At 49.6% G+C, this 14097-nt stretch carries 9 protein-coding genes; 6 read left to right on the top strand and 3 right to left on the bottom strand.

The window, feature by feature from the left end; all coding sequences use genetic code 11:
• Positions 1-18: 18 nt before the first annotated feature.
• From CHH60_RS21695 to CHH60_RS21705, 3 genes are read right to left on the bottom strand one after another with little or no spacing between them, the layout of a single operon-like run.
• Complete coding sequence (locus CHH60_RS21695) at positions 19-1182, bottom strand: Ger(x)C family spore germination protein (protein ID WP_095361108.1); 1164 nt, start codon at positions 1180-1182, stop codon at positions 19-21.
• Positions 1179-2681: a spore germination protein gene (locus CHH60_RS21700; protein WP_095361109.1), complete on the bottom strand. Its 1503-nt coding sequence runs from the start codon at positions 2679-2681 to the stop codon at positions 1179-1181. Before CHH60_RS21700 ends, CHH60_RS21695 begins: the two co-directional genes overlap by 4 nt.
• Complete coding sequence (locus CHH60_RS21705; RefSeq protein WP_095361110.1) at positions 2638-3774, bottom strand: endospore germination permease; 1137 nt, start codon at positions 3772-3774, stop codon at positions 2638-2640. Before CHH60_RS21705 ends, CHH60_RS21700 begins: the two co-directional genes overlap by 44 nt.
• A 277-nt stretch (positions 3775-4051) precedes the next feature.
• On the opposite strand from CHH60_RS21705, the gene CHH60_RS21710 reads away from it, so the two are divergent.
• From CHH60_RS21710 to CHH60_RS21735, 6 genes are all read left to right on the top strand, one after another.
• Positions 4052-6076, top strand: coding sequence for a family 10 glycosylhydrolase (locus tag CHH60_RS21710; protein ID WP_176476163.1), 2025 nt, complete (start codon positions 4052-4054; stop codon positions 6074-6076).
• Complete coding sequence (locus CHH60_RS21715; RefSeq protein WP_095361112.1) at positions 6073-7026, top strand: ABC transporter permease; 954 nt, start codon at positions 6073-6075, stop codon at positions 7024-7026. The genes CHH60_RS21710 and CHH60_RS21715 overlap by 4 nt, the downstream gene beginning before the upstream one ends.
• 39 nt (positions 7027-7065) lie before the next feature.
• Positions 7066-7947 (top strand): carbohydrate ABC transporter permease, encoded by an 882-nt coding sequence (locus CHH60_RS21720; protein ID WP_095288713.1) that lies wholly within the window; start codon positions 7066-7068, stop codon positions 7945-7947.
• Positions 7948-8024: 77 nt separating this feature from the next.
• Positions 8025-9557 carry an extracellular solute-binding protein gene (locus tag CHH60_RS21725; protein WP_095361113.1) on the top strand — a complete coding sequence of 511 codons (1533 nt, stop codon included), beginning with the start codon at positions 8025-8027 and terminating at the stop codon, positions 9555-9557.
• Positions 9558-9575: 18 nt separating this feature from the next.
• The gene (locus tag CHH60_RS21730) at positions 9576-11657 is read left to right on the top strand and encodes an alpha-amylase family protein (RefSeq protein WP_095361114.1); all 2082 of its coding nucleotides are present in this window, start codon (positions 9576-9578) and stop codon (positions 11655-11657) included.
• Positions 11658-11714: 57 nt separating this feature from the next.
• Positions 11715-14048 carry a helix-turn-helix domain-containing protein gene (locus tag CHH60_RS21735; RefSeq protein WP_095361115.1) on the top strand — a complete coding sequence of 778 codons (2334 nt, stop codon included), beginning with the start codon at positions 11715-11717 and terminating at the stop codon, positions 14046-14048.
• Positions 14049-14097 lie beyond the last annotated feature (49 nt).

Raw genomic sequence — 14097 nt, forward strand, 5'->3', positions numbered from 1 at the left:
CTTACTGTTTCACCTTTGCTATACTCTCCTCTGGAATTTTCCCGTATAGGGAATGGTGATCTTAATGTTCAGGTTCTGAATGGAGTCTTCGGTCAGAATCATCTTCGAGCCATTATTGGATAGCTTACGCCACAGGCCTGGATTTTTGCGGTACAGCTTCTCCTGAAGGCCGTACACATCGACTCCGCGCCGCAGCCCCTCACGGTACGTTTGCAAGATCTGATCCTTTAGTGTCTTCTCACTATACTGGACCATTTCATCATAGGAAATGGGGGTGAGATATTCGTACAAGGCGGTTAGGTATTTGGCATCGATATTGAAGTGAACCTCATTCCCCTTAACAACAGGCTTGATCTTAAGATTGGGCAGACCCACACTGAGGACCCCATAGATGGTTCCCTCATTTTCAATCATCAGTGGTGCGCGCCGCATATCCTTGAGCAGCCAGTGGTATCCCGGAAGCTTACTGCGAGGCAAATATTCGAAATTATCTCCGGTTCGTTCGAAAAAAGCACCCTCAATGACAAACAGTTCGTGTTTCTTTTTGTTTTGAGACCAATGCTCCTTGTTCAGGGCAATACTTGGCAGATACGTTGTCGTGGACGTATTGTTATGCGTGGCAATCAGCTTGAAACTAAGCACTGGAGGAAAGAGCGACTCCTCCAAAAATGTGGGGAGTGGGTTATGAAGAATGCTGTCCAGCGGCGACATATTGTAGATGGATGTCGCACTCAGAATATCCTCCAGTGGCTCACGAGTACCATACACCCAAGTGGTATATCGCGATTCCGGAAAGCGTCCGAGCATATCGAACACATCCTTGATGTGATTGCTTGTCAGAACGCTTTCGTCCATGACGATAGCGGTCACATGGCCCCAGGCGATATGAAGCTGAGCGCTCCGGAACAGTTCATTTACAGCCAGATTCAATGTTTTCCCAGCCGCATGTCCCACCCATACGGGAGGGGTATCCGCTGTTTTGGCAGAGCTTTCGCTTTTGGCTACACTGGCAAAGTCCATCGTTTGAACATACATGTGATACAAACCGTCCTTGTATTCAATGCCGATCGCTTTGGCATAATCGACCTGCTGAATCTCATAGGCACTCCAGCATCCGCTGGTCACGAGACACAGAGCAAGGCTAAGCAGCCCGAGCGACCACCTTCGCATCTGCCGTTTCATCGATCGTTACCTTCTTTGCGTGGCTTTTGTGTTTCAAGATAGACCGGTCTGCGCTTCATCCATCCCTTCGGCAGCTTGAACAGGGATGCCATGGCCTGCTTGAAATTAAGTGGTGTCAGCGGGGTCAGGTAAGGAATGCCGAACGACTTCAGATCGGTCAGATAGATCAGGAACAGGATGATGGACAGGATGAAGCCGTATATACCCAGGGATGCGCTAAGGACAAAACAAAAGAAACGGAGAATCAGCACGGAACTGGTCATCACCTGATTCACGATTGTAGCGCCTGCGACCACTGTGACGGCAATGACGACAATCATGAGCGGGGAGACCATGCCTGCACGAATGGCTGAATCCCCGATAATCAAACCACCAACGACGGTCAGCGTTTGACCAATAGCGCTGGGAAGACGTACTCCTGCTTCCCGGAACAACTCCATCAGAAGCATAATGAGAAACATCTCCACACCCGATTCCATCGGCAGACCCATCCGTCCAACCGAGATCGTGGCTACGAGTGGAAAAGGCAGCTGATCCATATGAAAGGAAGTCAGGGCGATATAAAATCCGGGCAGGAATATGGTCACCAAAAGACCGATAAAGCGGAGCATGCGGCCCATGTTTACCGGGAGGAAAGGGAAGTTTGCATCCTCCGGGGATTTGAGAAGCAGAAACAGATTCACTGGACCAATGATAACACTGGGATTGCCATCTACGATAATAATGAAGCGACCATTGAGCAGGCATTCTGCTGCAAAATCGGGTCTGCCCGTGTAATGAGTTACCGGAAACAATGTGAGCTTCGATGGCGATAACAATTCCTCCAGCTCGTTGGCTGCCATAATGCGTTCCGTATCAATCTTGCGCAGCCGATCCTTGACATCGTCAATTAAGTCGGGGTTGGCAATATCTTTGATGTACATCAGAGCGACTTTGGTCACCGTACGTGAACCGATTAGTTCGATATTGCAGGCTAATTCGGCTGTACGCAGACGTGTACGAATCAACGTGATATTCACTGACATTCGTTCGATGAAGCCATCCCTTGGACCGCGGATAGATACTTCCGTTGTGGATTCTTCCGGTGTGCGGGTAGGAATATTGGATATATCCATGCTCCACATGGTCTGCAGGGAAGGGATGCAGACCAGCATATGCCCCTCAAACACCCGGAGGGATATCAGTTCCTTCCCCAGTTCAGCCTGTAAATCCATACGTGTCCACTGCAGGGTGATGGCTCTCTCGATATCGGATGTACGCAGAAAGTGAGTATGCTCGTAAGCACGAGTCAATTCAGGCAGAATAATATCGTATATGGATTTGCTATCGACCATGCCGCTGCAATACACAAGGATGATCTGTACGGGAGACTCCCCGATCATATGGCTGCTGATGATGACATCATCAGATCCGTCAAAAAATGTCGTCAGGTTATGCTCATTCATTCGAAAAGGTTCAGCCTGTTGCTGGCCCTTCTTGGGTGTTGTTTTGATCGGCATGGGCAGGAGCCTCCTTGTCTTTTTTGTGTATGAACGCGGCCAGCGTTAATAGGACGGTAACAATGGATACATAGATGAGCATTGCCGGAAATTGAATGTGTTTCACATAATATTCAACATAATCAATCCGCCACCAATGTACAGCTATCAAGCACATGATGAATGTGACGGACAATACAGCAATGTATCGCTTTTTGGGCCTGCGAATATCCAGCAGATCTACAATGAGGTAGATGGAAATCGCTACTCTGGCAAAAGAACCGCTCAGCCATTGATAAATGGATAGGAAGTCCACGTGCTGGAGCAGCTTCCCGATATTCACCAGCTTCCATTGCTCATAAGGACTGCTCCGCTGCTTGGCTGCCTCCTCCGGGCCAAATTCAACAATGGCTCCCAGGGTAGGGCCGATGGCCATACTAAGCATAAATAGACCAAGGAGCAGAACATGCCACCAACGAATTTTGCCTTTAACATCGTGCTGAAACAGCATCAAGATCCAGATCTCCATTAGTCCTGCAAGCGAATAGATCATGCCATTCATAACGGGTCCGGCACCATATTCCATGATCGGGAATAACTGGCCATAGTCCTTGTATTTCATGTTGGCTGACATGACAAAATAGCCGAGTAGGACCACGAAAGGCAGCAGAATGCTCGAAGTCATGGCAATGGAACGGATCCCTTTGGCAGCCGCCCAGGCAGCAACCAGCGCTCCGCCTCCGGCGAGCACGTATGGCGGTGTGAATTGCAGATACGTGGATACCGTCCAGTTCGTTGTCTCATATAAGGTATGTGTGCCAAGTGCGAGCAGTAAAAGAGAGGCCGAAATACGAAAGATCCAGGAAAAAACCGCACCGAACTCCCGCGTAATCCAGTCGGTTAGACGCTGTCCCCTTACCCTTCGAATAATAATGAACATCATACATAGAAAAAGCATGAAGAAAGGCGCAGCAGCTACTACAGATAGCCAGCCGTCTCTACCGGCCTGATCGAGAATGGCCGGAATGGATAGAACATGGCATACCAGTCCGGCGCTGAGCAAGATGATGGAAAAGGAAAGCCATATCGTGATTTCTCCCTTTTCACGGCTCATGGAAATCCTCCTTTCCGTACGAGGAAGTTTCCGTTAGCTTGTACAGCATATGGTGATTCGATTCCTCTAATCTTCTTTTTGAAGCAAAACGTTCCATTGCATAACGGTCGGACAATTTTTGTCCCCTTTTCCGAAGCATTTGCGATAGTACTGCACATCTCCCCCAATAGAACGGACATAAATTTCATGTTCTTTATCTGCAAAATATGTCCCTACTGTGCCTGCTGCTCAAGGTATACCGTTAAGGTACATCGCAGACAAGAGGAGGATGATGCGAATGAAATGGTGGTCTTCAAACCGTCTTCGCCTGATTCAAAATAATCTCCGCGAGATTGATGCGGATATGAATGTGGACCTGCTGATCCAGGAGCTGCAGGAGTTCCAAGCTAATGTGCTGATGATGAATGCGGGAGGAATCTTCGCCTTTTACCCTTCTGCACTGGAGCATCAATATGTCACACCTTATCTTCATACCGATTTATTGCAAGAAGCTGTATCGAAGACCCATGAGCAAGGAATGAAGTTTATTGCCCGCTTCGATTTCAGCAAGGCGCATGAATCGCTCTTTGAGGCACATCCGGAATGGTTTTATCGTGACCGTAACGGACAGGAAGTGAACTATTATGGAATCGTGCATACGTGTCTGAATGGGGCGTATCAGCAGGAAAAGTCGATCGAGACGATTACGGAGGTGCTTGAGAAGTATCCGGTGGACGGCATTTTCTTCAATATGTTTGGATACCAGCATTGGGATTACAGCGGCAACCATTATGGACCTTGTTATTGCGACAACTGCAGGCGTCGTTTTCAGGAGATCTGCGGGGCTGAACTGCTGAACTACACGGGGCCGGAGCATGAACTGCATAGAGCGTATCTTCATTTTCAGGAGATTACATCCAGGGCGATCCTGGAGAACATTGCAGACCGGGTAAAATCCCGTTGGCCGGATGTGGCCATAAGCACCTACCACCCGCACAGGGTTGACATCATTCGCAAGGAATCGAATACATCGCTAACCCGAAGCTTGCCCTTATGGCAGTATTCCGCCTCAGAGAATGTGGCCTCCGTAGTGAGCAGTTGGGACGATAAACTGGTCAGCAATTGCAGTATCAATGCCATAGATTTGACCTATCGATTCACGGGAGTGTCTCCCTATGAGACGGAAGTAAGGTTATATCAGAACATTGCCAGCGGCTCTGGACTTGATTTCTGTATTATAGGAGCGTTCGAGGGATATCCGGATCGGAAGAATTTTGAAGCAGCCCGGGACATTTTCCGGTATCATGCAGCGCATGAACATATCTATGGAGGTCTTGCTTCCATGGCTGAAGTCATTTTGATTAAACCAAAGGCACCAGAGGCAGGGACTGAATATTTGGGTCTGTTCAAAATGTTAAAAGAAGCCCATGTCCTGTTCGATGTCATTGTCGAAGACCAGATTACCGCCATGGCAAATAAGCTGGCCGCAGTGAAAGCAGTCATCCTGCCTGGTTTGCAAAGGCCTCACATCGATACCAAGGAAACGCTGGGCAAATTGCTCAGCCAAGGCGCAGCGCTGCTTGCTACGGGAAATGCCTTAAGAGAGGATGCAGAAGCATTATCAGACTGGTTCGGAGCCGTGCATACAGGGAATACCAACTTGCTTCCCTCAGCCTATCTTCACGTGGGAGACGAAGAACGTTTTCCCAGTCTGAAGGACCGGGAATGGATCACGGTTAGCGGTAATTTTGATCACGTAGAATTTGACCCATCGAATACCGAATGCTGCATGCCGTATATTGAACCTGCATCATTCGGTCCGCCTGAACGGGCGTATGGACACCGGGTGGGGGACAGTTACGGGCTGGGAATCTCCAATCCACCAACCGGCGGTACAGCAGCCTATTACACGTGGAATCCCGGTGTTCTGTATTACAGGCACGGTTTCGAAGATCACAAACATGCCGTGGTGGATATTCTGGCCCGGTTGATCGGGGAGAACGTGTTAAAGAATGATCTGCCTGCCAGCACGGAGCTATTTCTGAATCGGACGGAACAAGGAGATGTACTTCTCCAGCTCCTGAACTTGTCCGGTTTCAACGGAACGACATATCTGGAAGCGATACCGCTATATAACCGCACGATTGAGTTTCGCGATATAGGAGTACCTGTTCAAGCGTACTCATTGTGTTCGTCGAATAACATTCCCATGAACATCGAAGGGAACAAAGTCATACTAACCATTCCCGAACTGAAGCGGTATGAAGCCATTGTACTTGAGATGGAACATGTCCCGAAGAAAGAGGTGTCGTTAACCGAATGAAACCTCAGATAACGACGGTGAACCGTGCCGCGGGCAAGCTGCAATCGGGCAGCCTTCTGTCACGAATGTACAAACACCGGATGATCTATTTGCTTATTTTGCCGGGGCTGCTGTATTTCCTGCTGTTCAAGATCGTTCCTCTCTGGGGACTGCTGCTGGCTTTTCAGGATTACAATCCGTTCCTCGGGTTTACGGGAAGTGAATGGGTGGGATTCAAGCATTTTAATGAGCTGTTTGCCAGCTCCAACTTCTACATCATGCTGCGAAATACGCTCGCCATTAATCTGATCGCACTGGTATTCCATTTCCCGCTGCCGATTCTGCTGGCTCTCATGTTGAATGAAATTCGGCATGAGACGTTTAAACGCATCAACCAGTCGATTGTGTACTTACCGCACTTTCTGTCCTGGGTCGTCGTTGCCAGCATGACGTTTTTTCTGCTCTCCACGGACGTCGGCATTGTGAACAAGCTGATTGCACAGAGCGGCAAGGATACGATTTCGTTTCTATCAGAACCGAACTATTTCTGGGGGCTGCTTACGGCTCAGAGCATGTGGAAGGAAGCCGGCTGGGGAACGATCATTTTCCTCGCGGCCATGGCGGGAGTGGACCCTCAGCGGTATGAAGCTGCCGTTGTAGACGGAGCCGGACGGTTCCGGCAAATCTGGCATATTACGCTGCCTGCCATCCGGCCGACCATTATCATTTTGCTGATTCTGCGCCTCGGCAGCATGGCCGATACGGGGTTTGAACAAATTTTGCTGATGATGAATCCGTTGGTTCGTTCGGTTGGAGAGGTATTTGATACGTATTCCTATACGTACGGGATATTGCAAGGCAAGATCAGCATTGGGGTTACCGTGGGGCTGTTCAAGGGACTGGTTGGATTGTTCCTGATAGTGGCAGCCAACAAAATTGTAAGAAGACTTGGACATGAAGGTATCTATTAATCCCGTGGGTGGGTGGTCTATCAGAAAGGAGGATAGGTTATGAGCTTTGTTGTGCAGAAAAAAGGGCTCACGCTCTTCGACTGGATCAATTACAGTCTGGTTGCTTTGATCTCGCTGGCATGTATATTCCCGTTCTTATATGTCTTCAGCGTTTCGTTTACCGATCCGAAGGTGTATGTGCCGCTCAAGTTTTATCTGTTCCCGGAGAAGTGGTCGCTGGAATCCTACCGGTATATTTTATCAACCAACAGTTTTATCAATGCGTTTAAAAGCACGTTGTTTATTACGGTTGTAGGCACCATACTGAATATTATCGTATCCTTCACCATGGCTTATGGGTTAACCAAACGCTCTCTGCCCGGGCATAAGTGGATAATGGGATTGGTTATTTTCACCTTGGTGTTCAGTGCAGGGATTATCCCGAATTACTTGCTCGTGAAGGAGCTGGGACTGCTAAACTCCTATTGGTCCATGATTTTGCCTGGACTGACGAATGCCTGGAGCCTCATTGTGATCAAAAGCTTTCTGGAATCGCTGCCTTCGGAGCTGGAGGATGCGGCACAGATCGATGGATGCAGTGATCTCACCGCATTTTTCCGGATTATTGTACCGTTATCCATGCCAGCGATCGCCACGTTTACATTATTTTTCGCGGTAGGACACTGGAATGCGTATTTCAATGCATTGATCTATTTATCCGATTCAAGCAAATGGACACTTCAGCTGCTCATCAAGACGCTCGTCATTGATTCGAACTCTGTCGCCGTAGCTCAGGCTGGGGCAAGTGATGAAAGCGTCGTTCCGCAGGAGACCATTCGTATGGCGTCGATTGTACTCGCCATGGTGCCGATCCTGATCGTGTATCCATTTTTGCAAAAGCATTTTGCCAAAGGTGTCATGATTGGCTCCGTCAAAGGTTGAACGCTGATGAAGTTGAATTGTGCTTTATGTATAAATGCAAACGCTTACCAATCTGAAGATAAGGGAGATGAAGGCGAATGAACAAGGGGAACAAACGATGGACGACATGGCTCTGCATGTTTCTGGCTGTAACCATGCTGGCGGCATGTACGGGGAACAGTGGTTCAGGTGAAACGGCAGGCAGCACAAATAGCGGAGAATCCGGTGGAAATCAGCCGCTGGACATCAAGATGTTTGCCGGATTGTACAATGAAATTCCCGATATGAACAACGAATACTGGACCGAATGGGAGAAGCGCACCAACGCCAAACTCGATATTGAATGGGTGCCTTCAGGCGATCTGGATACAAAGCTGGATTTGCTGCTCGCCTCCGGCGATCTGCCAGAAGTGGTGGCCTACCAGAATCAGATTCGCCCCACGCTGATTACCGCGATCAAGAACGGTGCGTTCTGGGATTTGGCTCCGTTCCTAGGAGATCTCAGTGAATATCCGAACCTGAAGGAGAATCTGGCGCCGGATGCGCTCAAATACCTGTCTGTGGATGGAGGGATTTACGCTGTTCCACGCTCCCGTTCCCGAGTTGATGGCGGACTGAAAATTCGGGAGGATTGGCTGAAGCAGTTGAACCTGCCGGTTCCCAAGACATTCGAGGAATATAGGGAAGCCCTGAAGAAAATCGTGGACAGTGATATGGACGGCAATGGCAAAAAAGATACGGTCGGCTTGTTATTCGTCAACAATCCACCAGCCATGTTCCAGGCCGGATTCGGGGCGTATAACCCGACCTACGATAACGATGGTGGGCTCATGAGCCCGGGTTTAACACCACAATATGTGGAGATGGTCGAGTGGTTCCGCGAACTGTATGCGGATGGGCTGCTGTCCAAGGAGTATGCCGTTATGAAGGAAAGTCAGGCCGAAGAACTGTTCAAGACCAACCGGGCGGCTTCTTACGGACGTCCGATCTGGTGGGATCATGAATGGGAGCAGGCCATGAAAAAATCAGGGCAGCCTGACGCCAAAATTCTGAATTTGTCTCTGACAGGTCCTCATGGAGACGCAGCGGTCGGTCTGGAGACCGGAGTTGCTGGTGGATTCTACATTTCCAAGAAGGTGCCTGAAGAAAAGGTGAAGCAGCTCCTGAAGTATTTTGATATGACCGCTTCCCAGGAAATGACTGACTTTGCCTACTATGGAATTGAGGGTACGCACTATACGGAACAGGATGGTCAGAAAGTGCTGACGGAGCAAGGTGTCAAGGAAGTGAACACAACGAGCAAAGGGGCAGGTGTGCTCGCCTATGCCAAGTGGGGCAAAGTGATTAGTGCTTCCGGAGACAAAGCCTATAATGACGCCAAAATCAAGGAAGTCGAGAATTTCGACGAAATTGGTAAGATCGATTTCTACCGGGTGATTACCTCGGAGGCCTGGAGAGAGACATGGCCCAAATATGGAGACGAGTACAGCTCCATGTTGACCCGAACGATTGTTGGACAGATCAGTGTCGAAGAATTCAGAGCCTATGTAGACAAGTTGAACAGCCAGCCGGACATCAAGCAGGCCTATCAGGAAATGGCCAAGGCTTATGAGCAGTTTAATCAACAATAACGAGGTAAAGGAGAAGCGATGAAGACTCCCATACTGAGCGATAAGGAACAACGTCCCTGGTGGCAGCAGCCGCTGCGCATCATTCAACCTAACATGCAGGTGAAGGACACCGAGAAGATTGATCCCGAACGGCTTGCGGACCAAATGCTCGAGATGGGTGCCAATGCCATGGTGTTTAATGTGGGTGGAATCTATGCCTGGTACCGATCGAGTGTCGCATTTCATGTTCAAAATGAATACTTGCCCCGCGGCAGCGACCTGCTGCGGGATATGATCCAGAGCTGTCATCAGCGCGGGATTCGCTTTATTGCCCGCTTTGATTTCAGCAAGGCAGAGGACTCCGTTTATTTGCAGAAGCCCGGGTGGTTTGTCCGCAAGGAAGGTGGCCAGCCGGATATTATCGGCGCCACTCGGCCGGGGGCCTGGCCTCTGTTGATGTCGACCTGCATTAACGGAGGCTACCGCAACGAAGAACTGGCGGTTCCTGTAATTCGGGAAGCACTGGAACGTTATGAGATTGACGGTGTCTTCTTCAACGCACCCGGATATGTATATTGCCAATGCTCCAATTGTCAGAAGAAATACAAGGGGATGTATAGAACAGAGCTGCCGAGTACTTCAGCAGAGCTGGCGTCTGATTTTGCAGCTCGCTGCTTCGATGATAATCTGGGCCGGATGTATCAAGAGATCAAGGCTGTACGGCCTGAAGTGCCGATGATCCTGTACTACAATCTGCATCGGGATAATCTGGAGAAACGGGTGTCCATCACTGACATGCTCTGTACTGAACCGCAGGATGTGTTGTCGCTGGGGCATACCCGTATCCCGGAGTTCTGGCAGCCTGCGCTCAGTATCAAGGTGGGGCGTTCCGTTCCGGGTCGTCCTGATCCCTTCGGCATTGTACATTCTTGCCCCGGCATGGACTGGCGGCATACCGGGCTTCCGCCTGCCGAATACCGCTTCTGGCTCTCGCAGATTCCAGCCAACGGCGGTCAGCTCTGGCATTCATTAACCGGAATCCCCGATACGATAACGGATAAGCGGATTTTGCGAACTGTGACAGAGGTTAACAGGGATGCAGCGAAGCTTGCTTCCCATATGGACGGCGCACAACCAATGAACCAGGTGGCACTCATGTGGAGTGCCAATCGTTCAGCAGAAGGCTTGGCGGAGGCGCTCATCCATAAGCATATTCCCTTCGATGTGATTCTGCCTGAACAGGTGGCCAGCGTGAACCTGAACCACTATCCGGTCGTTATTTTGCCTGAAGGATTTGCACATTCATCCCATTTTATAGATTTGCTCCGCGATTATGTGAGTCAGGGAGGCAGCCTTATCGCAGAGGGAGAGCTGCCGAAGATGGAAGAACCGACGGAATCGATGCTGATGGACCTGTTTGGTATTTCCGGGGAAATGCAGGAGAGCGAGTATTTGGCTGCATCCTACCTGCGGTTTGAACAGATATCTAGCACAGACAATGAAGGGAATCCACTGCAGCGGAAGCTGGAGGAAACGGAACTCATACCGCATCGAGGCAAGGTGATGTACTGTCAGCCCAAGGATGTGGATGTGCAGGTATTGGCAACGTTAGTTCCTCCGTTTTCTCCGTTGGAAAGTGTAGGAGCGCCTCCGGAACGGGCCTCACTGGCTGTTAAACAAACCGATATTCCGCTGGCACTGTTGCGAAGCTTTGGCACAGGGCAGACCTTATATTTCCCATTTTCGCTTAGCGGCCTGATACAGGAATTCAAATTGGAGGAGCATTTCCGGTTGTTTGCCAATGCCGTTCATCTGCGGCTGAATAATAGAGCTCTGGTATCGATCACGGAAGCACCCGGTTTACAGATGACTGTTTTCCGCAAGGATAACGACCTGCTGATTCATCTGGTGAACGGGGCAGGACGCAGACCGCTGTCATCTGTGCTCCCCATCCATGATATTGAGATCACAGTCCGTTCAGGGGAAGAGAATCCTGTAGGGGACGCTGAAGCGTTAATCGCAGGAATGAAGCTGAAGACAGAGCGTACTGGAAATAAACTAAAAATAAGAGTCCCCACGCTGGACGTTTGGGAGTGTATCCGGGTACCTCTCTTGATATAATGAACCCGAACAGAGACAAGCGAAAATGAGCCTAAGGCAGCATACGGGGGTGATTCCATGAGGCGTGTAATGCACACCATCCAATCAGCGCTTGACCGCTGGTTCGCAACGAATGGTTATCTGAAAAGACTGATCTGGTTGGGCTGCATGTCGGTGGTCATCCCGGTGGTGCTTGCCGGAAGCGCGTACTATCATTTCTCGATGATCAAACTGACTGAACAATTCCAGGATAACAATATGGCCTCATTGAACTTGCTCAAAGACAGGGTGGAGAATATTCTGACCAATATTGAGCATGAATCGATGCAGCTCGCGAGTGGCCCGTTGATGCGAAATGCATTAGGCAGTGCTCATTATGAGAGCGATTACTTTCTCCATCTTGATCTGCTCGATCTGTTTCAGCTCCACAAAAACACCAATAACTTAATTGAAGAAATGATTTATTATGATGCCAAAACAGATATGGTTCTGTCCCATTATTACGGATTGGTCCCGCTGGCGGATTACAAGGAGAAGCAGGATATGGAGACTGCTCTGGAAGGCCAAGCAGCTGCAGGTTGGAGTTATCTCCCTCAATCCGGAGAAGCGGGTTATATTTCCTATGTTAGGCAAGTGCCCGTCATGGGCCAGGGAGAACCGCGGGGAGTGGTCATTCTCCAAGTGAAGGAACAGGAGCTGCGGAGTTTGCTGCGCAGCTATTCGGTTAGTCTGAAAGATCAATCCCTCGCCATTCTTAATGCAGATCAGCGTATTATTTTGCACACGGACGGCCCTGGAGAGATAGGCAAAAGGGCATCGGAGGACGATGTGCTGCAGCAGATTGCATATGCAGAAGGCAGAGAACGTTCCGGCCATGAGGTACTGAAGAGCGAGGATGGGAATGAACTTGTGGCATATGCCTCGGCATCCATGGGAAGGACCTATATATCCCAGCTCCCTGAGCAGGAGATGATTGCCCAGTTGAATTGGATCAAGGTGCTCATCCTGATCTCGGTGTCCATCTTTGTGTTGGTCGGTATGCTGCTCACCTGGTTCAGCTCACGGCTGGCCTACAACCCTATTCAGCAGCTGCTGCGGTATGGAGAGCACTTGCGCAGGAACGGGCAGGAAACAGCTCCCCAGGGGAATGAAATTGAATATATCCGGTCTTCGCTCAGCTATCTCAATGAACAGACCGAAACCCTGAATCGGTATATAGAGGGCATACAGCCAGACCTCCGCGATCGTTTTTTGCAGAGATTACTGCAATCTAGCGGTTCATGGACCAGCAGCAGGTTGGAAGAAGAATGTGCCAGACATGATTTCCGGACAGAGGGACAATTTTTGGTGTTGGTCGTCAAAGTGGAAAATCTGGTCAAGAAGAAACGATTTTTACCCAGTGAAGGCCCCGTCATTGTATTTGCCCTGAGAAACGTCATGGATGAACTGCTCAGCCAAAACACGGATTTGACGGGGTATGTTGTAGACAAAAATGATAGTGATTCGGTGGCAATCCTGCATTTCGATTCAGAGATTTCTCCTCGTGAAGCGAGGCAGAGGGTGTGCAGCTATGCAGAGGAGATTCATCACGCACTGGATCAATACCTGTCTTTCTCGGCAACTGTGGGCGTAGGGCGTCCGGGTCAACTTCATGGGATCGCAGAGTCCTTTCGGGAAGCGCAGCTCGCCCTCCAGTATCGGCTATTTGATGATGCCGAGAACGTTCTGTTCTATGAAGATATTCTGGCCACCCAGCGTAATCCGGTCTTCATGTATCCCCGGGAGATCGAAGAGGAGATTCTTGAATCACTATGGAACGGAACGCTTACGCAGGCGGAGGATGCGCTGCATCGGTTTTCCAAGAAAGTGCGCGCATCCGAATCCTATAAGGTCATGATTCAGGGATATCACATGCTGCTGTCAGCCATTATTCAATTCATGGAGATGAAGGGTCCCGGCATGCTTGAACGACTGGGCAGCAATCTGTTCGATCAGCTGCAGGAGAATCAAACATCGAAGGAGATGCACGACTGGTTTATCGGTGTGCTGTTTCCTCTGTGCATTGAGGCCAGTCAGGATCTTCGCACCAATTCATCCCGCCTGATTGTTCAGCGGGTCTGTGAGCATCTGAGCAGCCATCCCGAAGGAATGCTGTCACTATCGGATTGTGCAGAACTCGTGAATGTCAGTCCTTCCTATCTAAGCAGGCTCTTCAAGAAGGAAATGGGGGTGTCCTTTATCGAATACCTAATGAATCTGAAGGTGCAAAAAGCGAAGCAATTGTTGAAGGATACCGATTGCACCATTACGGAAATTGCCGAACAGGTGGGATATTCGGAACGCAATCTGAACAGGGCCTTTCAGCGGTTTGTTCAGATGTCGCCCAATCAATATCGAATGTCGGTCCGCTAGATTTCATGTAAATGATAGACGGCGGCGTGCGAAAGCTATAACATACAGA

Source organism: Paenibacillus sp. 7523-1, assembly GCF_002276415.1.
Lineage (GTDB): Bacteria > Bacillota > Bacilli > Paenibacillales > Paenibacillaceae > Paenibacillus > Paenibacillus illinoisensis_A.